Raw genomic sequence first — 26,241 nt, forward strand, 5'->3', positions numbered from 1 at the left:
TAGTGGAAGGATCCTCCTAAAACTTTCTCTTACGCGCAGCCTCGGACTTCAGTTTGCGTTTAACACTAGGCTTCTCATAATGCTTGCGTTTCTTAACCTCGGCAAGGACACCATCTTTAGCGATAGTCTTCTTGAAGCGGCGGAGTGCAGCATCGATTGTCTCGTTTTTGCGAACTTTTGTTTCAGACACCAGTTTTCCCTCCCTCCGAGCAGACCGTCTAAGAAAGATCACACGGTTCATCACATTTAATTATATGGTATAACCAAAGTCAGTGTCAACTTGAAAGGACCAGCTAATTTCCTTCTTTTACTATAAAATGCGCAACTGCTGTACATCCATGTATTCCGTGATTCAACCGGCGAGCGATTTCATCTGGTGTCCACCCAGAAGATGCAGGTGCAGATGATACACAACCTGGCCCCCCTCGGCGTTGCAGTTATTTACCAGCCGGTATCCCGACTCGTCAATATTGTGCTCCTTGGCGATTTGCCGGGCTGCTGCGAACAGCTCAGCAATCAGCGCATTGTCCTCATCCTGAACATCGTTCATCGTCGGTATGTGCTTCTTCGGAATGATGAGAATATGTACGGGCGCAGCCGGCTGAATATCGTGAAAAGCCAATATGCGCTCATTCTCGAACACCTTCTTCGAAGGGATATCACCATCAATAATTTTGCAAAATAAACAGTCCATTTCCGCTGCCTCCTGTCCAAAAGCATTCTTTATTTATCCATAATAACGAAAAAAGCCATTCCCGTCCAACGGAAGGAAGAAATGATAGACCGGTGCCACCGGCGCCGGTCTTGGTTTGAGCTTATGGATGGCCGGCGATTTAAAAAAAAGGAAGCAGCGAGAGTCCCAACAGCGCAGCAAGCGGAAATGCTTGACGGTAGAAACGGCGGCGCGGGTAATACGGATATGGATAGAGCGGCGGGTAAAGCGGCGGATACGGGAAAAACCCCCGCGGATCGTACTGATTGTCACAATGAGGAACTGCGAGATACACCATCTCATCATCGATATGCTCCACAAATCCGTCACAGCACCAACCATCCTTGGTGTGGGCCAGGACATAACGGTTCTTATGATCCTTACACCATTTTTTCATTTCATGTTTTTCCATCGGCTGTGTGACCGGTGCGGTTGCAGTCGGCATTTGAGCCATAGGCTTTTGGTTAACAGGCATTGTTGCAATAGGCATTGTTGTAACCTTTTTTTCCATGCTTGATCCAGCCTCCTTCATTCTCCTTTTATCCTATTCGGCTATGGGCGTTTGGCGCCTATGGCGCCCAAAAATGGGCAGATGACTACTCAGCAATGACAAAGCGTAAAGCGCCCGGCAGCAGATGAACCGCAATATACACCTCAATAGAAAGCTCTGTGACAAGGGTTGGCAGAGGATTGACTTGGGAGGTATACTTGCAGCAAAAGGATCATGAACAGCAGGGCATTATTAAGAAGGGCGGAAATTCATTGAAGGCACGAACCCGAACGATTATGTTTATTCTCCTCATTGGGGCCGCGGCGTTCGCCGGCTACAAAGTATATGATTATTACCGGGATGACAGCTTGCTCCACCGTATCGTGACACAGGATGGGTATCAGTTGACGCAGGCAAATACGGCAGACTCCACCAGGCTGGAATTCAAACCGGAGTGGCTGAAGACAGAGTATCAGGAATCGAGGACGCTGAACGTTCCGGTCGGGTACGATCACCAAACCCTCTTCGTGCTGGAGAAGATCCGGAGCGAAGCGGACGCCGTGATTTTCAGCATGAAAGCCATACCCGAGCTTAAGAAAGAAGAAGGGGAATTTTTGTATACAGCCGAAATCCACGGGAACGGCGCGTTTTCCCCTGCAGCACCTGATGTGCCGTGGGCCTTTTTGGATCAAAGCGGTAACAAAATTGATATAAATGGGGTAAAATATAAGATAGAACCTGAGGCAGGGCCCTCCGCAAGGTTTTCGCTGGAGATTAGCAAAACAGGCCTGGACAAGCTTGCAGCTGGCTTCACCGCAGAATACACCGGATTTAATTTGTATACCTATTCCAGGAAATAGCAGGTGAGATGATGGAAAGCAAACGAATCGCCGCAGAGCATGCCGTAACGTATATAAAAGATGGGATGGTAGTCGGACTGGGTACAGGCTCAACGGCTTACTGGGCCATTCGGAAAATCGGAGAACGCGTCAAGGAAGGCCTTCTTGTGCGGGCAGTGGCAACTTCAAGACAATCGGAGCAATTGGCGCGAGAGCTTGGGATTCCTCTCGTCGCTTTTGAAGAGATTGACGGAATTGATATTACAATTGACGGAGCCGACGAGGTTGATGGTGAGCTGAATCTCATCAAGGGCGGCGGCGGCGCCCTGCTCCGCGAAAAAATCGTAGCCGCATCCAGCGGCAAGCTGATTATTATTGCCGATGAAAGCAAGCTTGTGAACCGGCTCGGCACTTTTCCCCTGCCGGTGGAGGTTACTGTTTTCGGCAGCTCCCTCACCATGAAAAAGCTTGCCAAATTCGGCTGTCCGCTGAAGCTCCGGACTGTGAACGACCAGCCTTTCGTCACCGATAACGGGAACTATATTATAGATTGCCAGTTTGGCGCGATTGAACAGCCGCAGCAGCTTCATGATGAAATCAACGGAATTCCGGGTGTGGTCATAAACGGGCTGTTTATCCACATGGCGGATCGGGTGATTATCGGACAAAATGACGGGACGGTAAGAGAGCTCTAGCAGGCAGGGCAGGTTTTCGCACCGCACGCAGCTCCCAGCGCGCGGTGCGAATTTGAAGAAACCGTTCGGAGCGTAATCAAAGAGCCTGCATTCCTGGCGAGGAATGCAGGCTCTTTGATTTTTGATGCTGGCAGGTGCGATAATTTTGATCTTTTAACTGCCTGACTGGTACATGACGCTTGCCGGCTCGTTCATGATATCCAGCAGCTTCCTGCTCATATCCACCCATTTGGGGTTGATCAGAATGGTCTGCGCCGAGGTTTCCGATAAGGTGTCCTCATCAAAGGAGGCTATGGTTGTTTTCAATTGCGTATACCAGCTCTCCAGCTGCTGAAGATAGCTTCGTTCCGCTTCGGTGAGCGTTCCTTCATGATTACCGATCATCGTGGTGGACTGCTCGACCTGTGACAAGAAGGTTTGCGCATTGCGGTTCTTGAAGGCAAAAGGCTCCTTGCTCGCCGCACCAGCCTGGTCCAGCAATATAATCAGGCTTTGAGCCTGCTTGAAGGCAGCCTGCAAAGCCGTTTTGGTTGAAATCCGGTTGTCGGTCGCATCATTATCCAGCAGCTTTTGAACATTCGCTTGAACGGCATCCACATGCAGCTTCGCCTGATTGCCGGCATTAATGATGCTCATGCCCCGGCTGACACGATCATCTTTGTCATGCTGTATCAGCTTGGTGACGAAAAAAACGTTGCCGATCAGACTGATTACGAGCATTAAAAGGACAATAGGTGTGAATATAGGCCGTTTCGGTTGATGCTCCTCCACGAAGATTCCTCCAAACAGACGTTGATCAGCGGCACAGCGCTTTGGGGTGTTCATTCCTGCTATATCTTCATTTACGTTACAATGTTCCCGCTTGCAATGCAAGTCGAAACCGGAAGCAAATGTGAGCAATTATTGCCGAAATAGGCTCAGCCGGCAGGTTTAAATGACCGCCTGGCGGTCACATCGTTTCCAGCTCCACGCTGCTGCCCCGGCCGGATGAATCCGCCGCCGTGACAATCAATCTGCGCGGCAGGCGCGCCCGAAGCTCGGGAACATGGCTGATCACGCCGACGGACAGCGTCTCGTTATGAAGCTTTTCCAGTGCGGTAATAACCGTTTCCAGCAGTTCCGGATCCAAGGTGCCAAAGCCCTCATCCAGGAAAAAGAACTGCAGGGGATATTTGCCGCGAAGCTGAATCTGGCTGGACAATGCGAGGGCCAGTGCAAGCGAGGCCAGAAATGTTTCGCCGCCGGACAAGGTGGAGACAGGACGCCGCAAGCCTCCGTTCGCATCATCGCGGATGACAAAACCGCCTCCCGAATCAACCTCTAGCGCATATCTTTGCTTGGTCAGGAAGCCTAGACGTTCCGAAGCGGCGCGGCATACCTGGACCAGCTGCTCCTCGGCTACATATTCCACAAAGGTATTGCCGCGAAACAGGGTTTGCAGCGATTTCAACCGCCCGCAGAGAAGGTCCATCTCGGCCCGCCTGACCTCCAGCTGCTGCCAGCGCTCCTGCTTGGCCTTCAGCTCGTCCCAGTCACGCTCTGCCTTCGCCGTCAGCTGCAGCATGGCTTCGTTGTTGACGCGGGCCTGCTGGAGTGCGGCAGCGCACTGCTCCCATTCCTCGTCCGTAATGCTGCGGCCCTGCAGTTGATCCCGCAGCAGCCCGGTCTGGGCGGCAAGCTGCTGCTCGGACTCCCGGAAACGGGCAATCTGTTCCGCAAGGCTATTCTGCTGACCGAGCAGCGGCTTGAGGGAAGCGGCCTCTTCGGCCGTATCGAACGGGGATTGCGCAAGCGCAAGTCCCCAAATCTCTTCGGTTTCCTGACGGCGTTTGATGGCGGAGCTTTCCCCTTCGGAAGAGGCGCTTCTCTGCTCCGCAGCAGCTTGCAGCGCAGCCTGTGCTGCTTCATGCTTCTCCTTGCTTTGCCTGAGCAAGCTGCGGACATCCGCAAGCTCCCGCTCAGCCTCCGCAATAAGTGCGTCGGCGGCCCGCCCACTTGTCCACTCCTTGAGCTGGGTCTGAATTCTCTCCAGCTGCTGAGACAGATGCCCAAGCTTCGCTTTTTGCTCCACAAGCTCCAGTTGGGCAGCTCCGGCCTGCTTCTCATCTTCGGCGATCTGTCTGGTTGTCGCATCGATAAACTCGACGCTCCGCTCCACTCTGCTGCGCAGCTCATGAGCGGCATTATCCCTGCGCTCGTAGTTGTCCAAAGCGGCGTGAGCCTGCTCCGGAAGCAGATTGCTGCCAAACTGCCCCTGCCACAAAGCCAGCTCCCGGTTCATGAGATCAGTGCGTTCGCTTGCTTTGTCCCCGGCTGTCTGATCGATTCTGGCACGTGATCCCAGCTCCCCAGCCTCCAGACCGCAGCGGCGCTGGCTGTCGCTGAATCGGGAGCGTGCTGCGCCAAGTCCAGGTTCCATCGATGAAAATCCGCTGCTATGCAAGGCGTATGTCTCAGCAGCATCGCTCAAAGCCCTCTGCATGATATCCAGGGCATCCTCGCTGATTAGCTCCGGATTCCGGGAATCGGGTATCGCCTCGGCTCGGTCGACTGAAACCGCCGCCTCCAGCATGGATAAATCCCGGGCTAACGAATGATGCGCCCCCGCTTCTGGCCGATCGTTAACGGAAGACGTTGAGCCAAGCTCCAGCAAGCGCTCCTGGGCGGACTCCACTTTGCCAAGCAGCGGCGTAACGCGTATCAGCTGTGTCTGCACCCGCTGCTGCAGGTCTTCCCAAGGAGCAGCATCCCCTTGGGAATTGTCAGAGACGGAGGCTTCCCTTATGCCGTGCAGGGACGGATGATCGCAGGAGCCGCATACCGGACAGGCTTCTCCTGCTTTCAATTCTTCAGCAAGCTGCGCGGCAAGCTGCTGCCTCCGCTGCTCCGACTGCTCCTGGCGGACACGAAGAATCCAGCCAGGAAGCCTGTCGCTGAGCTGCTGCAGCTGTGATGCAAGCTGGCGCAGCCCGGCGAGCATCGGGCTCAGCGCGGAGAGGCGGTCGTTCAAGACGGCTGCTGCCTCCGCTTGTTCCGCTTCTGCAGCCGCCAGCGCAGCTTGCGCTTCGGCAAGCTGACGGGCTGCTGAAGCGGCTTCCTGCTGCGCCGCTTCCAGCTGTTCGCGCAGCGCGTCCAGCTGCTGCAGCCGCTTAGCCAGCGCTCCGCGCTGCTCGCGCTCGGCGGCAGTAAGCTCGGCGGCCCGGAGCTCGGCCTTGAGCTCGCTCTGCTTTGCAACGGCACGGCCGAGCTTGTCCTGCGCTTTGGCGGCCTGCTCGCCAAAGCTGCGCTGCCGCTCAGCGGCGTCCGCACTGCGGCGCTCGCCGGCGGCGATGCTTGTCGCAAGCGCGGCGGCTTCGCCTTCAAGCCGCTGCGCTTGCGCGAGCTGATCGAGCCGCAGAGCAAGGCGCGGCTCGGAAGCCTCTGCGGCGTCGGCCGCCGCGGTCCATGCGGCGGCGGCCGACGCCGCCTCTGCCAGCCGGGCGGCATGCGCCAGCCCGGCGGCTTCGCGGCGCGAAGCGGCGGCGCGAAGCGCCGCTTCGGCCGCTTCCGCGGCTGCGAGCGCGGGCATCAGCCGCTCCGCCGCCGCCAGGCGCTGCAGCTCGCGCTCGAGCCCCGCAATGCGCGGCGCGTCGGCCAGCAGCTGCGCCTGCTGCGCCTCCTTCGCGCGCAGCGCCTCCACCCGCTCGCGTACATGCAGCCGCTCCGCATAGAGCCGCTCCGCTTCGGCAAGCGCTGTCCGCGCCGCCGCAGCCGCCGCGGCCGCTTCGCGGTGACGCTCCGCTGCCGCAGATACTGCAGCGGCAGAAGCATCGCCTAGCCCCAGCTGCTCGGCTGCGGCTTCTCCCAGCGCGGTCTCCGCCGCTTTCATCCGCTGGCTCAGCTTCAGCGACAGCCCGTCGCCGAACCGCTCCAGACGGAACAGCCGCTGCAGCATGGATCGCCGGTCCTTCCCGGCAAGCGACAGAAACTCAGCGAATTTGCCCTGCGGCAGAACGACGGCGCGGGTAAAATCCTGCATGTTGAGGCCGATGCGCTCTTCCACGCAGCGCGTAACATCAGCCAGTTTGTCGGCAATCACGATATCACCGGCATCCGTGATCTCCACAAAGCGGCTCAGCGTGCTGCTCACCGAAACATCCCCGCTCCGTTTGAACTGCCTTTCCACGCGGTAGCGCTTTTTCTCTCCTCCGCCGGCAAGCTCGAAGGTAAAAGCAACGGAAAGCTGCTTCTCCTCCTGATTCAAAATGCCCTGGGTACCGTTAGCTGCCCGTTCAACCTTGCCGTATAAAGCTAATGTGACCGCATCTAGGATGCTCGATTTGCCGCTTCCTGTGGAGCCAAATATCCCAAATACCCCTGCTTCGCACAGACGCTCGAAGTCGACAACCTGCGTCTGTCGGTAGCTCTGTAGTCCGCTTAATCGAAGCCCTATCGGTTTCATCCTTCATCCTCCCATTCTGCCCGTCCCGCTGCAGCCTCGGCATCCGCTCTCGTGGAAGGATCATCGTCCTCTGCCACCAGTTCCAGAAACATCCTTACCGTCTCCGCATCCGGCTCCGCCCCTGCGCTCTGGCGGGCAAAAAAACGCCGGAACAGCTCCTCTGCCGGCAGCTGCTCGCGCAAGCGGGTGTCTCCTTCAGAAGAAGACATCATTTCGGGATAAATCGGACGAATATGTATAAGCCCGTCATGCAGGCGGCGCAGCTGCTGGATGTCGGCAGCCGTCATCGCTTCCTTCATCCAAATGTCCAGATTGATCCATGCCCGCGCATCGCGGCCCTCTTCCAGCCATCCATGCACATCGGACAAGCCGCCCTTCGCCGTCCAGTTTACGAGCGGACGTCCGCTGCTGAGCAGCATCTCCTGCGGCTCAATCTGTTTGCCCGGAGATGCGTCGAAGACCATGACCGACTTGGCCTGCCCGGCCTCGGAGAAGCTGTATGCCAGAGGGGATCCGCTGTAGCGCATCGTCTCGTCGCCGTCAACCCGCTGCGGGCGGTGCAGATGGCCAAGCGCCACGTACTGGGCGCCAACCCGCAGCGACGAGGGATCGACGGTATAGGCGCCGCCGATTTGAATCGGTCTCTCCGAATCCGTCTCCAAGCCGCCCAACACATAAATATGGCTCATCGCCAAATTGACAGTGTCCGGCGTGAAGCTCTCCCCTAATTTCCTCATGAGCCGTCCTACCCGCTCCGAATAAGCGGTGCGCAGCAGCGCTTCATCCGTTTCCTCGCTGAGCAGCTCTCTCAAACGCGATTCCGAAGGGTATGGTAGAGCAGCGATAACAGCTCTCTCGCCCGTGCGGACAACATCGACCGCAAGCGGCCGGTCCGAGGGCAGGCCGACAAGCCTGATGCCGCTGCGGGCGGCAAGCGGTGAAGAAGCCGCTACCCGCTCCGGGTGATCGTGATTGCCGGCGATAACAGCAACCGTTCTGCTGCCCCCGTCCGCGAGCCTGGACAGCGCCTCATAAAACAGCTGCTCGGCCGCTGCCGGCGGATTGACTGAATCGTACACATCCCCGGCAAGCAGGACAAGATCAATATCTTCTGCTTTGACGAGGGCGGCCAGTTCATCCACGAAAGCCGCCTGTTCATCCAATCGGCTGCGTCCTTCCAGCGAGCGTCCGAAATGCCAATCAGCAGTATGTAATATACGCATGGTAAAATTCCTCCTTCCCGCTATGTTAAAACAGCTGTACAGCTTGTCCCCCGTCAAAGAAAAACACATAACAGGCCATGACAGGCCTGTCGAGAATACGGCCGATCGCTTCCGCATAGAGCGACAGCTGGAAACGATGCCTCTCAGCGGCAGCGCTCCACTGCTTCATATAAATTTTGTCAGTTTTGTAATCGAGGAGCACAAGACCATTCCCGTCATCGAACATACAATCGACGATCCCTTGAATCAGAATCGGCTCATCGCCAACAGCTCCCGCTTCGCGATGATAGATGCGGGAAGCCGGAAACGTACAGCTGAAGGGCGTTTCCCGGCGGACCCAGCTTGCCGCAAGCAGCGTTTGACCGATTTCGCTTGCGAAGAATGCAGCAATCTGGGCCGTATCAACAGCACTTGCCTGCTCGGCTGAAAGCATTTTTTTTTCCTGCAGAACCGCGACGGTATCCCGGATAACGCCTTCATCCACCGCTGCATCAAGGGGAATATGCTGCATGACCAAATGACTGACCGTCCCGCGCTCCGCAGCGGTCAACGCCTTCTCTTCCATGAATTTAGGCCGGCGCAGCCGGAAGGTATATTCCCCGCCTGAGAAATTTTCTGCCGGCTGGGCTGTAAACTCCCTGCCACGTGAAGCTGTTCGTTCGTCTGCAGCCAATGGAGCATCCTGCCCGTGATCATCCTTCTCCGCCGGAGCACCGGACAGTTCCGAATCCCCAACGTTCCACAGAGTGGATGCTTCCGCGTCCGGAGGTAATCCGGCCTGCTCAGGCAGCAGTACGACAGCGGCATTCTCATCTGCCGCCGCTTCGGCATGCATCCTCTTCATCTCGGTAACCGATGTTTTGGCCGCAATCACGGTTGCCGCATAATGCGGGTAAGTCCATGCCAGACGGCGCTCGATTTCGGTCGCTGCCGCAGGCGATTCCGGAATTGGCACAAGCGCCTGGACTGCCTGCATCCGCTCTGCGAATTCCGCTTCTGCCGCTTCATCCGTCTCTACGGCTGCTGCTGCTTCCAGCCTGAACAAAGCCGCAGGGACAACGCCTGTCCTCCAGGCTCTGCCTGTTGCCCGGCTCGTCTGCTGTACCGTATAGCTAGCCGCGGATTCACCGGCGTCCGCTTCAGCATCCAATCCAAAATCCGTCCGCTCTTCCACTTCGTTGATTACATCAGTAACGTTATAAGGTGAAGCTCCACCAGCCACCTCGACCGTAATGGGGACTCCTTCCTGTATGGCCAGCGGTCCAAGCCAATCTATGAATCTTTTGGCCTGCGAAAGGTGGTAATCCGGAATCCGCCCTTCCCTATCAAGCGAAGTCTGCCAGCGCAGCAGCTGCTTCGCAGCATCGGATACCGTACCGATCAGGAACATTTTCTCCTTGGGACGGGTAAGCGCCACGTACAGAATGCGCATTTCCTCGGCCAGCGTCTCCATCCGCATCCGCTCCCGAATCGCCAGATAGGGCAGTGTGGGGTAACTCACCCGCAGCTCTGTATCAATAAAGCGCGGCCCGAAGCCAAGCTGCTTATGCATCAGAAACGTTCCGTTCAGGTCCTGCCGGTTAAACAGCTTGCCAAGTCCTGCGACAAAGACGACGGGGAATTCCAGTCCCTTGCTTTTGTGAATGGACATGATCCGGACAACATCCTCCTGTTCGCCAATGGCCCGGGCCGTACCCAGATCGCCCCCATTCTCCCGCATCCGGTCGATAAAACGCAGGAAACGGAATAACCCCCTTAATGTTGTGGCCTCATATTGCCGCGTCCTGTCATGCAGAGCCCGCAAATTGGCCTGCCTCTGCACACCTCCGGGCATTCCGCCAACCAGATCGTAATATCCCGTCTCCCGGAAGATATTCCACAGCAGTTCGGACAGCGCCCCCCGCCTGGACTCTTCCCGCCAGCGCTCCAAACGCGTGAGAAAATCAGCCAGCTTGATGCGGGTCGTTTCCTCGATGAGCGAAGCGCCGGCTGCTTTTTTTACGGCATCATAATAGGAAGCGCGCCCTCCGACAATGCGGATTTGCGCCAATTCCTCGGCTGTCAGTCCAAATATGGGAGAGCGAAGCGCGCCGGCAAGCGGTATATCCTGGTACGGGTTATCGATAACGCGCAGCAGCGAGAGCATGGTCTCGACTTCCGTCGCCTCAAAATATCCCGTGCTTAGTTCCGCATATGCAGGTATGCCGCTGGACTGCAGCTCCTCTATAATTACCGGCGCCCACTGCTTGTCCGCGCGCAGCAGAATGACAATATCGCGCCAGGCCAATACACGCTTCCGCCGGCGTTTTCCGTCATAAACTTCAAATGGGGCTCCACCGCCTCCAAGCGCGGAATCAAGTCCCTTGAGCTTGGCGATTTGGGCCGCGATGTAGCGGGCCTCGAGCTGAACGGTTTGCAGATCAAGCGCCTCTTCGCCGGATGGCGAAGCGGAGTCTGGCCCGTCTTCGCTCTCGTCACTGGCGAACGCAGGCTCGCCATCCTTGACGCCGCTGCCTCCCCCCTTGTCGATCAGCGCGAATTCAACATCGTATCGCTCCGCCGGGCCGCCTTCAGCTGCAGGCGGAAAATCCGCTCCGCAAACAAGCTCAGCCCGCTCGTCATAGTCCATTTCCGCGACTTTTTCGCGCATGATGGACCGAAAAACACCATTCACGCCGTCCACAACCTCAGACCTGCTGCGGAAATTTCGTGCCAGGTCAATCCGGACACCGGCTGCAGCATAAGAGCCCGTTTCTTCAACAATCGAGGATGAATAGGATTTATACTTTTGCAGGAAGAGATTCGGCTCCGCCAGACGGAACCGGTAAATGCTCTGCTTCACATCGCCCACCATGAACCGGTTGCCCGCTCCGGGCCGCGCCAGCAAAGAAACGATGGCTTCCTGCACCATATTGGTGTCCTGATATTCATCCAGCAGAATTTCATCGAACTGACGCTGATATTCAAGGGCTGCCGCCGAAGGGACGGACAGCTCGGGCGTAGAGGCGGGATCACGGAGAATACGCAGGCAGTAATGCTCCATATCCCCGAAATCGATGAGCCCCTTCTCGCGCTTCGCTTCCTCAAACCGGCTGCCGAAGTCAATCACAAGCTCGGCCAACGTATGCATAACCGGCGCAAGCTCCCGCAGCTCAGCTGCAAAATCATCCGCGGAGCGCACAAACAGCTGGTCGGTCATGTCCGAAATAATCGATTTGGCCATGTCCCGGATCTCCTTGACCTGTTCCTGAAGACCCTTGTCGAAGTCATCGCCCCGCCGGCTCTTTAACTTGCCGAAACCAACCTCAGCGAATACCTCATACCACCGCTCCCACGGCAGCTCGCGGGTATGGGCGTTCAAATTGCGGACAAGCGCCAGATCATCCTCAAGCGTCACCGCATAATGATCGGGTCCCATGGGAAGCCGTGTCAGATCCAGCGCTTGCTGAAGCAGGCTCCCGGCTCCCTCCAGCGCCAGGATAACAACACTTGCGATGCTGCTGACCCATTCGCTTCGTCCAAGCTCGGCCGCATCCGCTACCTGGAATGCCGCAGCCGTCTCTCTCAGCCATACATCCGGCCAGGGGTGGCTGTGCCCGAAATTGTACAGCTGGAGTACCAGCGCATAGAGCGGCTCATCTCCGCGCTCGCCCCCAAACCGGTCCACGAGACGCAGAAAATCGCTCTCGCTTTCCTCGGCCTGCAGATAGTTCTCTTCGAAGATGGAGTCCAATACATCCATCCGCAGCAGCTCGGCCTCGGTTTCATTGGCGATGCGAAATCCGGGGTCAAGACCTATTAGCGGATAATATCGGCGAATCGCATCCAGACAGAAGGAGTGCAGCGTTGTAATCGAAGCCCGGCTCATCAGCGCCAGCTGGCGCTTCAAATGATCGGAGCCCGGCTGCCGCTCCAGCTCCTTCTCGAGCGCCATCCGGATACGCTCCTTCATCTCGGCCGCAGCCGCTTTTGTAAAAGTGGCAACTAACAGCCGGTCGACATCGGTATCATCCGAAATCTTGCGGATAATCCGCTCAACAAGCACTGCCGTTTTACCTGATCCTGCAGCTGCAGCCACAAGGACATTGGAGCCTCCGTTTACAATCGCCTTCCATTGGTCATCTGTCCAGATGCTGCCCTCAGGCTTTCCTGGCACGGTTAATCCAGCCACTACCCTTGTCCCCCTTTCTCATCCATATCAGTGAAGCCGTTCTTATTCAGTACCTGAATCAGATCCAAGCCGTGAGGGCCATCTTCCTCTTCAGCTGCGGCAAGCAGCTGCCAGACCTCGTCCTTTCCCGGTTTGTGCAGCTTGGAGAAGGCATTGCCTTCAATGAGCGGATCAAATTGGCAAACCGGTTTGTAGGCACAAAATTGACAAGGCGTCTTGGCGCCAAGCCGGTAGGGCGCAATTGCCACATCGCCGGCGGAGATCCGGTCTCCGATCCGGCGCAGCGTCCTGCGTACGGAATGCCGCAGCGTATCCCACTGTTCATGCGAAACGACTGAGGAGCTGCTGTAAAAACCGCCGTCCCGCTTGAGCGCCACAGGAAGCAGCTCCGAATAGCCGGATTCCAGCGCGCCATCCATCATTCTGGCCGTTGTTTCATCAGCCAGCACCAGCCCCTTAAGCTTGAACCGCTTCAGACGTTCTGCACCGGCCTTATTGCTGCTGAGCACATTGGAGGATGATATAAGCGGATTATGCACATGAAAATAAAGCACGCCTGCGGGCTTCGCCGGCTGCCCCAGCCACTCCGGCGCAGCGCTGAGCAGGACATCCAGATAGGTCAGCATTTGCAGCGCCAGCCCGTAAGCGACCTCCTCGAGGCGCAGCTGCGTAGCGCCAGACTTGTAATCAATCACACGCAGCAGCAGGCCTTCATCGGTTTGGGCCGCATCAACCCGGTCAATCCGGCCGGACATCTCAAGCATGCGGCCATTGGCCAATGGAATCGTTACCGGAGGCAGGGGACCATCCGGACCAAAGTCAATTTCGAGCCCAACCGGCTGGAACTGCGCGCGCCGCGCATGCTCGCCCAGAATAACGGCGGCTTGGCCGACTATATCTTTTAATTTGCGCGCGACATAACGGTGCCGGCTGCTGCTCAGCAGAATCTGCGATTGAAGACGCATGGCCAATTCTTCAACAACGATGGCGGACTCAGCCCGGATTTGCTCCGCACCGAGCATGCCCCATCTCTCCCCAAGTGACAGTGCAAGCCTGCTGAGGGCAGCGTGGAACAGCTGCCCGATATCCGGCGCTCCAAGCTGGAACAACTCCCTCTCACGCAGTCTTAGCCCATGGATGGCAAAATGCTGGAACGGACAGGAAACAAACCGTTCCATTCTGGACACACTGCCCTTAAGCAATGTTCCATAAAGCTGATCGGCGGTGGCCAGCGACAGGGAAGGCACGAAATTCGTATATTCCAGCGAACGCACAAGCCGTCCCAGCTTGTCCTGCCAGCGTGGCCGGACAGCAAACCAGTTGAAGGCTTCCCACCATGCCGGTGCGATGTCCGTACCTTGACGCCATGCGCGCAGCTGATTGATGACATATGAGAGCGTCCGCTCCGGATGGGAAATGAAAGACAGCTGCTCCTCCTCTTCCATCCCGGCAGCAGGCTCGGCGGCTATCCCCTTCTCCTGTATCCCTGGAAAAAGCTGCTTCATATGGCGCATAATTTCGGAGGGATGAAGACTTTTCCCTTCTTCATCCGCTACCGGCCAGCTGATCCACAAATAACGGCTTGCGCTCGTTAATGCGTTGTAAATCAGAAAACGCTCGTCAAGCAGTCTCCTGCGGACTCCCGGCGCCATCTGAAGCCCTCCGCTTCCCAACGTCTCCCGTTCCTGCTCAGTAAGCACGCCATCCTCCTGAATTCTATGCGGCATTACTCCATCGTTGGCTCCCAGCACATAACAACCGCGCACCCTTCCCGAACGGGTACGGTCTATATTCCCGACCAGCACCTGATCCAGCGCCGGCGGGACTGCAGCAAGCTTGAGACTCTCAAGACCTGTTTCGACCATACCCGCGAACAGGGGGACCTTCATAGACTCGTCCCCTGTCATTTCTGTCAGCTGATCCAGTATATTCATAACTCCGTCCCACAGCTGCCGGTGCTCACGGGCAATTTGGGTTTTCCCTTCAGCTGCCGCTTTGCGGCTCCAGCGCTCCAGTTGGTCAGGAGCATCAATTCCCATAAGAAGCTGATACAAGGCCTCGCACATCTGCCTGACGCTGCCCGCCTTCTTCAGAGACCTAGTAAACTTGTGGAGCGGCGTCACTACGGCTTCCCGCGCGGCAAGAACAGCCTCCAGCAGGCGGATATCCGGTTCACGGGCCTCCGCAGGATCGCCATCAAGCGTATCTCTCATCAAGGGCTTCCACTGGCTGCGGGTCAACCAGCGGTTACCGTCAATGCCTGCAGCCAGAGCGTAGTTCTCCAGAATGTCGAAGGATTCCCGTGTCAGTCTACAGTCGTCAGGCATGAGAAGCTCCGTTTTGATGCAGCGGAATACCGCCTCGTATCTCCAGCCATGAGCGGCAATTTCCAAAGCAGAGCGAATAAATTCCACAAGAGGATGATGCAGTGCGGCATCCTTTTGGTCAAGAAAATAAGGGATTCCGTAATCGGCAAACACGGCCGTTATGTAATCATTATAGTCCGGCGCATTTCGCACCATGACGGCGAGATCCCTGTAGCGGAGCCCTTCGTCCTGCGTTTTGCGGAAAATATCGCGGGCCACAGCCTCCACCTCGGCGCGCCGGTGAACGGCGCTGTGAAGCGTCAGCCCGACGCCATCCAGCTGCTCCTGCGTGAGCTTCAGCGGAGCGCGGTCATTGTAATGCCCTTCCAGATGCGCCAGCATCGGACTGCTGCGGTAACGCCAGGGCGTCCCGTCATTCAGAACCACCGGCTTTGCCACCGGAACATTATTGGCAAGCGCCAGCTCACGCAGCTTCAGGAAGGTCTCGGCAGTGGAGCGGAACATATCCAGCTCATGAGGTTGTTCCCCTGCCCCATATAACCGGTCAAGCGTGAGTGTTACTGTGATCTCTTCAGCTTGCCGCATCAGAGCTTCAAGCGCTTCGAATTCCTTGGGGGTAAAGCCGTGAAAGCCATCCACCCATATATGCGTCTGGCGCATCGAAGGCGCTTCGTGGAAGCCTCGAATCAGCCAGGATAAATAATCTTCAGCATCTATGTATAAACCGGTCAGTTCCTTGACCAGCTGCCCGCCAATCAGCTTCAGATCGTGAAGCTTGCGGCTAAGCAGCTGATTACTGCTCCCATAACCGCCCTCCGACAGGAATGTTTCAATATCTTCCGGTTCTATCCCGTACCGCTTCCATTCCGTCATCAGATCGCCAAGCCGTTCGATAAACCCGGGCTGCGACTCGCTTCCCTGATATAACTGCAGGTCATCGTGAAGCCGATGCACGATTTTGTACAGCAGCATGTTCTTGCCGTTCTCGCTGATTGGAACGAGGGCTGTTCCGCCTGTCTCCTGCATAACGCGGAAAGCCAGCCTCCTGAAGCTGAGCACCTGGGCCCGTATCGTCCCGCTCAGCTGTGACTCTCTCAGCAGGGCATATTCGGTTTGAAAAGTAGCCTGCTCCGGCACGAGCATTACAAGCGGCGGACCGCCCGGCTGCTCCAGCACCTGATTGCGTATCTCATCCAGACAGAACCGGGTCTTGCCGGTTCCCGATCTTCCTATTACCAATCGGAGCGCCATACGCTCACCCCTTCGCCGTTTCGATTCTATTATTCTATCATACCTGTATCTTGTTTTCATCCAAAAAAGCAAACATTTGTTCGCAATTCATTAGGTAAATCATGCATCTTATGAAAGCATCGGAAATTAAGACAGTTATCCCCTCCTGATAAGGCGTATCCACAGCTGCCTGTCTTGCCTGGAGGCATCCAAGCCAAAAAGCCGTCCCAGACAGCGTAGACCAGCGCTGCAGAAGACGACTTACCTTGGACCTTATTCGACTTGCAGTCTAGCGGCTGCGGACTTCAAAAATAGCGAACTTTAAATAGTGGCCTTCGCTAACTCCCAGAATTTGGGGGTGGTCCTTGCCGGCAGCCCGCCATTCGATCAGCCGCAGCTGCTTGCCCGCATCGACGGCAGCCGACTGGACCGTCTCGAGAAATAAATCCGGGCGCATATGGTAGGAACAGCTGGCCGTCACGAGGTAGCCTCCTTCGTTCACCAGCTTCATCCCATGCAAATTGATATCTTTATAGCCGCGGATCGCTCCCGGAACGGCGCTCTTGGATTTGGCGAACGCGGGTGGATCGAGAATAACGACGTCCCATGTCCGGCCTGCGTTCCCCATCGGCTTGGAGGTATCCGGCGTTTTACCGCCAGCCGCAAGTCCGGCCCTCCCGCGCTCCGCCCGCTCATCCAGCCCTTTCACCTGCGACCGCAAATATTCGAAGGCATCGGCGACCACAAATTCCACCCGGTCCTCGAAGCCATTGCGGGCCGTATTGCGGCGGGCAGTCTCGATAGCATGGGAGGATACATCGAGACATGTCACTTTCTTGGCTCCGTATTGACAGGCATGCAGTGTGAAGCTGCCCGTATGGGCGAAGCATTCCAGAACGGTAGCCCCGTCCCAATAAGGGAAAGTAACGGCTTTACCGTTCGCATTGACGGGAACCCGTGTGCTCTCCTGCAGATCCGCCAATGCTCCCGTGTCATCGGATGCTTCATCGGGTGATCGCTCTTCAAGCTTGATGCCGCTGCGCCATCCCCAGCCCTTCATGAGGGGAGCGATGGATGAGCGGTTCTCACGCTGGTCGAAGAAATAGCCGGTTTTCTGCCCCTCGATGATGTCCACCTCAAGCAGCAGTCCATTCTCATGAATATCCACGATGCGCGGGCATTCCCCGTAGATGACTCCTGTCCTCTCTTCCAGACCCTCAAGCGCGCGAACCGATACATCGCTGCGCTCATATATGCCCTTCGGCGTGAAAACAGCAGCCAAGGCGGCCGTAATGGCCTCCCGCCGGGCATCCATGCCAAGCGTCAGCAGCTGCACCACCAGCACATCGCCAAAACGGTCGACAATCAGCCCTGGCAGCCTGTCCGCTTCGCCATAAACAAGGCGGCAATCATGATCCAGTACGAACCGGCTGCGGTGCAGCGCGCACTGCTCGAAGCGTTCACGGAAAAAATCTTCATCCATGGCTTCAATCGGTTGATAGGAAACAATTCTTACTGTAATTTGCGACTGGGGATTCCAATAACCCGTGGCCAGATACCGCCCCTGGTGGCTGTGAAGATCTACCAAATCCCCGGGAAGAGCCTCGCCTTCCATGCGGTCAATTTCACTGGCATAAACCCAGGGATGGCCCTGCTCTACTCTTTTTTTGCGATCACGCAGCAGTATTGCTTTGGGGTGTTTCATATCCTGCTTCCGCCCTTCAAATGGTCATTGCTTGTCATGGTTGTCCGTTTTTACGCATATGTATCGATACAACAGCCGGTCTTTTATTATATGAACGTAAAAGGAGTTCTGCCTTCATGATTCACTCCATTATTGCGCCTATGCTGCTTGGTTTTGCCTTGTTCATGCTGGGTATGAAAGCGATGGAGCTCGCTCTCCAGCGCTCGGTCGGCAAGCATCTGCACCTCGTGCTGCAGCGATCAACAGCGACGCCGCTGCATGGTCTTGCCGTCGGAACAGCAGCAACGGCCGTTCTGCAAAGCAGCACGGCCGTCACAGTCATGTCGATGGGACTTGTCAATGCCGGTCTGCTCACTTTCCCGCGCACGCTCGGCATTATTCTTGGCACCAATATCGGAACCTGCCTGACAACAGAGCTGATCGGACTGAACATTAACCGCCTGGCTTGGCCCCTGCTTGCTGCGGCATGCGGACTTTGGCTGGTGACGGCGCTGATCGGAGAAATGAAGCTCATGCCATTTCGAACGGCCAACTACTCCACCAACACAGGAGGGGCAGCCGGACATCGCTGGTTTCAACCTGTCCGTAGCGCCGCCGTGATTATAGCCGGTTTTGCTCTCCTGCTGATCGGGATCAGCGTGATGCAGTCCATTGCCCCGGCCGTTCAAACAAGCGGCTTGTTCAGCACTTTTCTGAACCGCGCGGAGGACAGTGTACTCTGGGGGCTGGCAGCCGGGTTCGTATTAACAGCGGCAGTGCACAGCAGCGCCGCCGTCATCGGTATTATTATGGGTCTTACATCCGTTGGCGCGATGCCCGTTGAAATCGGGATTGCCGTTGTAATTGGCGCGAATGTGGGCACCTGTGTAACAGCCCTTCTTGCGTCGCTTGGCGGCACCAAATCCGGCCGTTTTGTCGCATGGTCCCATACCGCCCTGAATGTTGGCGGCGCTGCGCTATTCGCCCCGTTTGTCGCGGAGCTGCAGGCAGTATCCGCCTGGATGAGCGCGTCCCCGGCGTCACAAATCGCCCACGCTCAAACGATTTTTAATATAATGAGCTCCCTGATTGCCCTTCCGCTCTGCTATCACCCGGCGCTGAAGCGGTTGACTCCGGACTGACAATCGCGATTCCCGCACTCGTTCCGAGCCTGTTCGCCCCGCTGCGCAGCATCAGGATCGCCGTATCCCTGTCACGGATACCGCCGGAGGCCTTGACTCCGGTACCGGCTGCAACGGATGCCCGCATCAGCTTGATATCCGCTTCCGTTGCTCCTCCCGGACCGAACCCGGTCGAGGTTTTCACATAATGGGCGCCAGCAGCTTCGGCTGCAAGTGAAGCTTCGACTTTTTGCCGGTCATCCAGAAATCCCGTTTCCAGAATAACTTTGACGATCGCCCGGTTTTCCACCGCTTTCACCACAGCAGCGATATCTCTGGATACGCTATCCAAGCGCCCCTCCAGGACTGCTCCGATTGACAGCACCATATCGATCTCCCTGGCCCCATCCTCAACCGCATTGACGGCTTCGAACACTTTTACCTTCGTCGCCATCGCTCCCAGAGGAAAACCGCAAACGGCGCTGATCGCGACATCGCTTCCGGCAAGCTGCTTCCGGCAAAATGCAACCCATGATCCATGCACGCAAACGCTGTAAAACTTGTAGGCGATGGCTTCCTTGCACAGCTGCAAAATATCCTGTTCCGAAGCGGACGGCTTCAGCAGGGTGTGATCAATAAAACGGGCCAGCGATGAATCCGGCGTCCAAACTTCAACCATTTCCGCGCACCTCCAGGCCGAGCAGCTTAAGCGCTCCCGACAATATACGATCATTGTTGTTATAGCCTGATTGACGCTGACGGCGCCAGGCCTCGGAAGGCTCAAACCATTCAACCCCGCGGATTTCCTCCACCTGGGCCTGCAGCTTGCCTCCAACCGCTTCAACGAGGTAATAATGCACCTCTTTATCCACAGAGCCTTTGGTCTCGTGATTGTACTTATACTTAATTTGGTCGATGGGAGCGATTATAACGCCTTCCATTCCCGTTTCCTCTACGATTTCACGCAGAGCCGTTTGTTCGACTGTCTCACCAGGCTCCATTTTTCCCTTGGGAAGCGAGATTTTGCCGTAACGGTCCTGAATTAATTGGATTTGCAGCCCGCCGTCAATACGGCGAAATACAACGCCTCCTGCCGAAATTTCTTTCATATACGCTTCCCCTCCGCTATTCAGGTGGCCTCACCTTAAGGCGCATGAATGCCTTCGGCCTGGTGCTGTGACCTATGTAGAGCAAGGATTCTCTTCGCAGCCCCATACTTCAGGGCGGATAAGAATCCTCGCAATTTTAAAATATGAATGAAACGCTCCGCCTAAGCTCTTAAGGCTTCAGGCAGGGCGGCAATTTCGGAATCCAGCTGTTTCGATACCGGAGCTTCATTGGTTTCCAGAACACGGACAAGCTGACCAAAGCATTCGTTAACACCAGCCTCAGTGATTTTTACCCGGCACAGCTGGCCGATAAGCAGCTCCGAACCTTCGAATACAACCTGCAGGTAGTTGTCCGTGTAGCCCATAACGCGTCCCGTTCCAGGTGCACCCTTGTAATCGCGCTCGGGAATGACATCCAGTACCTCGCCGACATATTTCCTGGCGTATTCAAGCTGCATTTGCTCCGAAAGATCAATCAGCTTGTGGACACGCTCATTCTTAATCTCTTCATCCACCTGTTCCTCCATCCGGGCCGCAGGCGTACCCGTTCTTCTGGAATAAGGGAACACATGCATTTCCGAGAACTTCAGCTCTTCCATCAGGCGGTAGCCATTCTCGAACATTTCCTCGGTTTCCCCCGGGAAGCCGACAATCACATCTGTCGTAATTGCCACACCGGGCATAGCCTGATGCAGAAGACGGATCTTCTCGGCAAATTCTTCAACCGTATATTTGCGGCGCATGCGCTTGAGCACGGTATCATCGCCTGCCTGGAGAGGAACATGAAGATGGCGGCACATTTTGGATGAACGGTTAAGCACGTCGATCATGGCATCATCGATTTGGCTTGCTTCAATGGAGCTGATGCGGATGCGCTCAAGTCCTTCGATCTTGTCCAAATCCCAAAGCAGATCCGATAACCGGTAATTTTCCATATCATCGCCGTACCCGCCGGTATGAATGCCGGTCAGAACGATTTCCTTGTATCCGGCAGCCACCAGCTGACGTGCCTGATTAAGCACGCTCTCGGGGTCGCGGCTGCGGGAGAGCCCGCGGGACCAGGGAATAATACAGAAGGTGCAGAAGTTATTGCAGCCCTCCTGGATTTTCAGAAAGGCACGTGTACGGTCGGCAAAGTCAGGAACATCCAGCTCTTCGAACTCGCGCGTTTTCATAATATTGCGGACGGCGTTGACCGGTCTGCGGTCGGCCTGGATTTCACGGACATGGTCCAGTAATTTGTCCCTGCCCTGCGTGCCGATTACCAGATCGACGCCTTCAATAGCCAGAATCTCAGCCGGAGATGTCTGAGCGTAACAGCCTGTCACGGCAATTACAGCATCCGGATTACGCCGGATTGCACGCCGGATAATCTGGCGGCTCTTCTTGTCGCCCGTATTGGTTACCGTGCACGTATTAATCAAATAGACATCAGCAGTCGTCGTCTCAAAATCAACCTGCTCATAGCCTTCATTCTTGAACAGCTGCCAGATCGCTTCCGTATCATAGAAGTTTACTTTACAGCCCAATGTATAAAATGCAACCGACGGCATGTCGTTATTCGCCTCCCATTTCTCCGGATTCGTACATCAGGCAGGCCAGGCCTACCATCGCCGCTGTCTCGGTACGCAGAATGCGTTTGCCGAGCCCTACGATAACGGCGCCAGCCGCTTCCGCCTCCTCGGCTTCCCGCTGTGTAAATCCGCCCTCAGGGCCGACAATCAGCAGTACGCTAATCCGGGTTGATTTCCTGTCCACCATCCTGCCGCTTTCTTCAAAAGAACGAATCGCATCGCGCAGTCCTGCGCCTGCCGATCCGCTCTCCTTCTCATAGCAAAACAGCACCAAATCATAATGGCTGAGCTCATGCATCAGCTGGCGCCAGGATAATACCGCCTTCACTTCCGGGATGCGGCTGCGGTGAGCCTGCTCTGCCGCTTCCTTGGCTATTTTGCTCCAGCGCTCCAGACGCTTCGTTTCTTTCTTCTCATCATATTGGACGATAATCCGCTGCGATTGGAACGGTATAAAGGCAGCTGCGCCGATTTCCGTTCCTTTCTGAATGACCAGCTCCATCTTATCGCCCTTCGGCAAGCTTTGCGCTATCGTAACGGACCATGCCGGCTCACCGTTCATCGGAAGCCATTCCGCAACAGCCGCTTCCACCCGTCCTGCCTCCGCCGTGCGGATAACCGCTCTTGCCGTACGCTCGGCGCCATCGCTGACAATAAACTCATCGCCCGGCTTCATTCGCATGACACGCAGGGCATGATGGGCATCCTCGCCGGTCAGATATACCAATTCGTCGCCGGCAAGCTGCTCCGGCGCTACAAAATATCGCTGCATGCTATTCAGAAACCCTTCGTTATCGATTGTTGAAACAACAAAGACGGAGCATAAAAAGAAAGGAGCTGCACCGGCTTGCGGCGAGCAGTATTCTTCCCTCAAGAAAAACCAGCAAAGATAGAGAACATAACCAACCCTGCCGATAATTCAAAAAAACTCCAACCTTTATCATACACGTTTTAGATCAGCCGCGCCAGAGCCTCCCTGTTTTTGGTCATGGCACGGGAAGAGTGCGGCAAAGTCTGGAATTACGTTCTCGTGTAACCAAGGAAATCCAGAATAAAGCTTTGCCAGCTGACCGGACTGAAGAACAGCTCATAGAAATTCTGCAGGCCTTCAATGATACTGCTTGATTGGGAAAACAACGGATCCAGCGTAACTGCCCGGAGCTGCGGAATAAAGATGATCAGCAAAAAAACAAACATGCCCCAATGGACGTTCTGGTCCATTTTGAATCTGACCTTCAAAGGAACGAGGTCTTGAATGATCCGATAGCCGTCAAGCGGAGGAATCGGAATCAGGTTGAAGATGAACAGCATAAGGTTAATCGTGATCAGATAATACAAAAAATGAATAATCGCCCTGTGCACGCCGATCGAGCCTACGTCCATCAGGCCCGTTTGATTCAATACATACAGCAGTAAAATGCCAAGCGCCGCGGTAACCAGATTGCTCAGCGGCCCCACTGCAGAGACCACAATCCCCATCAGTCTCGGATTCTTGAACTTACTGCGATTGACCGGTACAGGCCTCGCCCAGCCGAATCCGGCGATCAGCAATAGAATCATCCCGAAAATATCGATGTGGACACGCGGATTAAGCGTCACTCGTCCCGCATCGTAAGCCGTGCGGTCGCCAAATTTATAAGCGCTGTAAGCATGGGCAAACTCATGTACGGTAAAAGCAATCATGATCACAATAAAAATAAAGGGTAAATCCTCAATGGGATACCAAAGAAAATTGGACACAATGGACCTCCTAAGAATTTTCCGAAGGAAAACTCACTTCGTAAGCATAAGCTTTGTTTTTCAAACGCTTCTTGCTATTGCGGCTTTCGTGCAACGAAAGCGATCCAGTCCTGGTCCCGCTGACGATCGGTGACGATGAAGCCGGACTTCTGCAGTCCCTCTTCCACGACATCTTCCTTATTTTTGAAAATACCTGAGGCTATGTAGATTCCACCCGGCTTTAAAGCAGCATAAACATCGTCGACGAACAGCAAAATAATTTCTGCCAGAATGTTGGCAACCACCAGATCAACAGGCAGCGTTACATTAACGATGGACGCGGCAGAGCCGGAAGCGGCACTGGTCTGAACTACACCCAGCAGATCGCTTAGCTGTACCTGTATAGTTGATTCCAGTTTGTTCAGCTTGACATTCTCCGTTGCGGAGGAGACCGCAACCGGATCCAGATCGAGCGCAAGCACCCGTTTGGCTCCCAGCCGCACTGCGCCGATCGCGAGAATGCCGGAGCCGGTTCCCACATCAATGATTTCTTCGCCTCCGCGGATCACGGATTCAAGCGTCCTCAGACACAGTGCGGTAGTGGGATGTGTTCCGGTACCAAAGGCCATGCCGGGATCAAGCTCAATAATTTCCTCGCCCGGCGCAGTGTGGTACTCTTCCCAGGTCGGTTTAATTGTCAGACGCGGCGATACCTGAATCGGTTTAAAATACTGCTTCCAGGCTGTGGCCCAATCTTCCTCATCCACGATGACCGTGGATATTAGATAGTCGCCGGCATCAATGCCAAACTCGCGCAGCTGATCAATCCGCGGCCTTACATTCGCCTCCAGCGCAGCCATGTCCGTCGCTTCGGGGAAATATCCTTTTATGATGGCCTGGCCCTCGGGAATATCGTTCAGCGGAGTCTCATACCATTGTCCCAATGAGGTGTCCCGCTGCTTGTTAAGCGTACCCGATTCTTCAATCGATACGCCGTCTGCATCCATCTCATGCAAAAAATTAGTGATCATCTCAATCGCTTGCTCCGTTGTTGAGATCGTCAATTCATACCATTTCACAGCCGTACGCCCTCCTATGTATAAAACCTTTGCCCGTCTATTTTACACCAGAAATCCCGCTTGCACAAAAAAGCTTCCACTGACGTTAAATTTTTCCTGCTACCGGCACCCGCAAGGCATCAAAAAAAGGACTGCGAGCCCGAATCGGTGATACCGATCCAGAAGCACACAGCCCTCTTCAGGTTCCTTCAAAGCTCTGTCGTTCCACCCGTTTGACGAATAAGATACAGCGCACGGTCCACCAAATCATCCTCAACCATTGCAGTAAGCATGGATCCGTCCGCTTCGCCTTCAACCGCAGTCACTCTGAGCGCCTGCAGCTTCAGCTGAGCCTCGCGGGTTCTGCTTCCATCCTGAAACACAGCGACTATTCTGGAGGTCATATCGTAACCTTCATTCGTGCACGGACTGCGCGGATTGATCTGCTGCGCGCTTCCGGACTTCATGATTATGATTGTCATCCACAGTCTCGGCAAATTCAGTATCCTCTTCACTGCCGACAGGCAAAATAACGACGCAATCATCAGTCTTGTTTGTTTCATTCGCCATTGCTGCATGCCTCCTCAAATGCTTAGGATATTCTCCCGTCAATTGAGTAGCATAACCGATTGCAGGACCATCTATTCCTGACAGGTTCCAGGGCTCTTCAGAGAACGAATGCTATTCCCCCCGAAACGCCTTCTTCATCCGCTCAAAAATCGTTTCATGGTGATCCTCTTGGCTTGTTCCTTCGCTGCCTCCACCGAACTGGCGGAGCAGTTCCTTTTGCTCGTCACTCAGGTTGGTCGGAGTCACGATCGTCACTTTTACATGCTGATCGCCCTGGCCATACCCGCGCAAGCGTGGAACCCCTTTGCCTTTCAGACGGAAGTAGGTGCCTGTTTGCGTACCCGAAGGCACCTTGAGCTTCACCTTCTCGGTAAGAGTCGGAATTTCGATCTCGTCACCCAGTGCCGCCTGGACAAAAGTGAGCGGTACCTCGCAATAAATATCGTCGTTCTCGCGTTCGAAGAAATCATGGGCTTTCACCCGGATTACGATATATAAATCCCCGGACGGGCCTCCGCGTGTTCCGCCTTCGCCTTCCCCGGTCATGCGGATTTGCGCGCCGTCATCCACGCCTGCGGGAATCTTGATATTAATTTTGCGCTGGCGCTTAACTTTGCCTGCTCCGTGACACGTGGTGCATTTTTCTTTGATGATGCGTCCCGTGCCACTGCAGTTCGTACATGCGCGACGGTTCACCATACGGCCGAAAGGCGTATTTTGAACCACTTCCTGCTGCCCCGAACCTTTACAAACCGAACAGGTTTCCGGCTTGGTTCCCGGTTTGGCGCCGCTGCCGGTACATGTATCGCAGGTTTCTGTGCGCGGAATCGTAATTTCCGTTTCTTTGCCGAATACCGCTTCTTTAAATTCGATGGTCATCGTATACTGCAGGTCATTGCCGCGCTGCGGAGCGTTAGGATCGCGGCGGCCGCCGCCTCCGCCAAAGAACATATCAAAGATATCGCCAAAGCCGCCAGCATCGCCGCCGAAGCCGCCGCCTCCGCCAAAGCCCTGGTTCGGATCGACATGACCGTATTGGTCATAAGCGGCTTTTTTGTTGCCGTCGCTCAGAACATCATAAGCTTCTTTCATTTCCTTGAACTTGCTTTCCGCATCCGGCTCCTTGTTCACGTCAGGATGATATTGACGTGCAAGCTTCCGGTACGCTTTCTTGATTTCTTCCTCCCCGGCATTCTTCGCGACGCCGAGTACTTCATAATAATCACGCTTGCTTGCCAAATCCGTCACCTCGTCTTTCGTATTCCCCTATGGCGCTAG

At 55.5% G+C, this 26,241-nt stretch carries 21 protein-coding genes; 3 read left to right on the top strand and 18 right to left on the bottom strand.

Going from position 1 to position 26,241, the window contains the following annotated elements:
* Window positions 1–16: 16 nt before the first annotated feature.
* From rpsU to AC0YNV_RS11305, 3 genes are all read right to left on the bottom strand, one after another.
* Window positions 17–190, bottom strand: coding sequence for a 30S ribosomal protein S21 (rpsU, locus tag AC0YNV_RS11295; RefSeq protein WP_188992903.1), 174 nt, complete (start codon window positions 188–190; stop codon window positions 17–19).
* Window positions 191–352: 162 nt separating this feature from the next.
* Window positions 353–694, bottom strand: a complete 342-nt coding sequence (locus AC0YNV_RS11300) for a histidine triad nucleotide-binding protein (RefSeq protein WP_210037710.1) — start codon at window positions 692–694, stop codon at window positions 353–355.
* A 139-nt stretch (window positions 695–833) separates the two neighbouring features.
* Window positions 834–1,223: a hypothetical protein gene (locus AC0YNV_RS11305; RefSeq protein WP_475768176.1), complete on the bottom strand. Its 390-nt coding sequence runs from the start codon at window positions 1,221–1,223 to the stop codon at window positions 834–836.
* A gap of 197 nt (window positions 1,224–1,420) precedes the next feature.
* Between AC0YNV_RS11305 and AC0YNV_RS11310 the strand changes: the two genes are divergently transcribed.
* Together AC0YNV_RS11310 and rpiA are read left to right on the top strand one after the other, a co-directional pair.
* On the top strand, window positions 1,421–2,062 hold the full coding sequence (locus AC0YNV_RS11310; RefSeq protein WP_475768177.1) for a hypothetical protein: 642 nt from the start codon (window positions 1,421–1,423) through the stop codon (window positions 2,060–2,062).
* Between the two features lie 11 nt (window positions 2,063–2,073).
* Window positions 2,074–2,736 (top strand): ribose-5-phosphate isomerase RpiA, encoded by a 663-nt coding sequence (gene rpiA / locus AC0YNV_RS11315; protein WP_475768420.1) that lies wholly within the window; start codon window positions 2,074–2,076, stop codon window positions 2,734–2,736.
* Between the two features lie 153 nt (window positions 2,737–2,889).
* On the opposite strand, the gene AC0YNV_RS11320 is transcribed toward rpiA, so the two are convergent.
* The 6 genes from AC0YNV_RS11320 to AC0YNV_RS11345 all read right to left on the bottom strand — a co-directional run bounded on the left by AC0YNV_RS11320 (window position 2,890) and on the right by AC0YNV_RS11345 (window position 17,833).
* On the bottom strand, window positions 2,890–3,507 hold the full coding sequence (locus AC0YNV_RS11320; RefSeq protein ID WP_475768178.1) for a hypothetical protein: 618 nt from the start codon (window positions 3,505–3,507) through the stop codon (window positions 2,890–2,892).
* Window positions 3,508–3,685: 178 nt separating this feature from the next.
* Entirely contained in the window at window positions 3,686–7,177 is a 3,492-nt protein-coding gene (locus AC0YNV_RS11325; protein WP_475768179.1) for an AAA family ATPase, read from the bottom strand.
* Window positions 7,174–8,400 carry a metallophosphoesterase family protein gene (locus AC0YNV_RS11330; protein ID WP_475768180.1) on the bottom strand — a complete coding sequence of 409 codons (1,227 nt, stop codon included), beginning with the start codon at window positions 8,398–8,400 and terminating at the stop codon, window positions 7,174–7,176. Before AC0YNV_RS11330 ends, AC0YNV_RS11325 begins: the two co-directional genes overlap by 4 nt.
* A gap of 25 nt (window positions 8,401–8,425) precedes the next feature.
* Window positions 8,426–12,571, bottom strand: coding sequence for a helicase-exonuclease AddAB subunit AddA (gene addA / locus AC0YNV_RS11335; RefSeq protein ID WP_475768181.1), 4,146 nt, complete (start codon window positions 12,569–12,571; stop codon window positions 8,426–8,428).
* The gene (gene addB / locus AC0YNV_RS11340) at window positions 12,571–16,149 is read right to left on the bottom strand and encodes a helicase-exonuclease AddAB subunit AddB (protein WP_475768182.1); all 3,579 of its coding nucleotides are present in this window, start codon (window positions 16,147–16,149) and stop codon (window positions 12,571–12,573) included. The genes addA and addB overlap by 1 nt, the downstream gene beginning before the upstream one ends.
* Before the next feature lie 268 nt (window positions 16,150–16,417).
* Window positions 16,418–17,833: a class I SAM-dependent rRNA methyltransferase gene (locus AC0YNV_RS11345; RefSeq protein ID WP_475768183.1), complete on the bottom strand. Its 1,416-nt coding sequence runs from the start codon at window positions 17,831–17,833 to the stop codon at window positions 16,418–16,420.
* A gap of 116 nt (window positions 17,834–17,949) precedes the next feature.
* Here AC0YNV_RS11345 and AC0YNV_RS11350 point away from each other — a divergent pair, with 116 nt between their 5' ends.
* Entirely contained in the window at window positions 17,950–18,954 is a 1,005-nt protein-coding gene (locus AC0YNV_RS11350; RefSeq protein ID WP_475768184.1) for a Na/Pi cotransporter family protein, read from the top strand.
* On the opposite strand, the gene deoC is transcribed toward AC0YNV_RS11350, so the two are convergent.
* The 9 genes from deoC to dnaJ all read right to left on the bottom strand — a co-directional run bounded on the left by deoC (window position 18,881) and on the right by dnaJ (window position 26,202).
* Window positions 18,881–19,612 (bottom strand): deoxyribose-phosphate aldolase, encoded by a 732-nt coding sequence (deoC, locus tag AC0YNV_RS11355; RefSeq protein ID WP_475768185.1) that lies wholly within the window; start codon window positions 19,610–19,612, stop codon window positions 18,881–18,883. The two genes, AC0YNV_RS11350 and deoC, sit on opposite strands and share 74 nt — an antisense overlap.
* Window positions 19,605–20,042, bottom strand: a complete 438-nt coding sequence (locus AC0YNV_RS11360; protein ID WP_210037720.1) for an NUDIX hydrolase — start codon at window positions 20,040–20,042, stop codon at window positions 19,605–19,607. Before AC0YNV_RS11360 ends, deoC begins: the two co-directional genes overlap by 8 nt.
* Before the next feature lie 161 nt (window positions 20,043–20,203).
* The gene (gene mtaB, locus AC0YNV_RS11365) at window positions 20,204–21,595 is read right to left on the bottom strand and encodes a tRNA (N(6)-L-threonylcarbamoyladenosine(37)-C(2))-methylthiotransferase MtaB (protein WP_475768186.1); all 1,392 of its coding nucleotides are present in this window, start codon (window positions 21,593–21,595) and stop codon (window positions 20,204–20,206) included.
* A gap of 4 nt (window positions 21,596–21,599) precedes the next feature.
* Window positions 21,600–22,388, bottom strand: a complete 789-nt coding sequence (locus AC0YNV_RS11370) for a 16S rRNA (uracil(1498)-N(3))-methyltransferase (protein WP_475768187.1) — start codon at window positions 22,386–22,388, stop codon at window positions 21,600–21,602.
* 248 nt (window positions 22,389–22,636) lie between these two features.
* On the bottom strand, window positions 22,637–23,356 hold the full coding sequence (locus tag AC0YNV_RS11375; RefSeq protein WP_475768188.1) for a site-2 protease family protein: 720 nt from the start codon (window positions 23,354–23,356) through the stop codon (window positions 22,637–22,639).
* 74 nt (window positions 23,357–23,430) lie between these two features.
* Complete coding sequence (gene prmA, locus AC0YNV_RS11380) at window positions 23,431–24,414, bottom strand: 50S ribosomal protein L11 methyltransferase (RefSeq protein WP_475768189.1); 984 nt, start codon at window positions 24,412–24,414, stop codon at window positions 23,431–23,433.
* Window positions 24,415–24,602: 188 nt separating this feature from the next.
* Window positions 24,603–24,797, bottom strand: coding sequence for a hypothetical protein (locus tag AC0YNV_RS11385; protein WP_475768190.1), 195 nt, complete (start codon window positions 24,795–24,797; stop codon window positions 24,603–24,605).
* Window positions 24,798–24,807: 10 nt separating this feature from the next.
* Window positions 24,808–24,963 carry a hypothetical protein gene (locus AC0YNV_RS11390; RefSeq protein WP_475768191.1) on the bottom strand — a complete coding sequence of 52 codons (156 nt, stop codon included), beginning with the start codon at window positions 24,961–24,963 and terminating at the stop codon, window positions 24,808–24,810.
* A gap of 111 nt (window positions 24,964–25,074) precedes the next feature.
* The gene (dnaJ, locus tag AC0YNV_RS11395) at window positions 25,075–26,202 is read right to left on the bottom strand and encodes a molecular chaperone DnaJ (RefSeq protein ID WP_475768192.1); all 1,128 of its coding nucleotides are present in this window, start codon (window positions 26,200–26,202) and stop codon (window positions 25,075–25,077) included.
* Window positions 26,203–26,241: the final 39 nt, after the last annotated feature.

This window comes from Paenibacillus sp. JT31N11 (assembly GCF_056269285.1).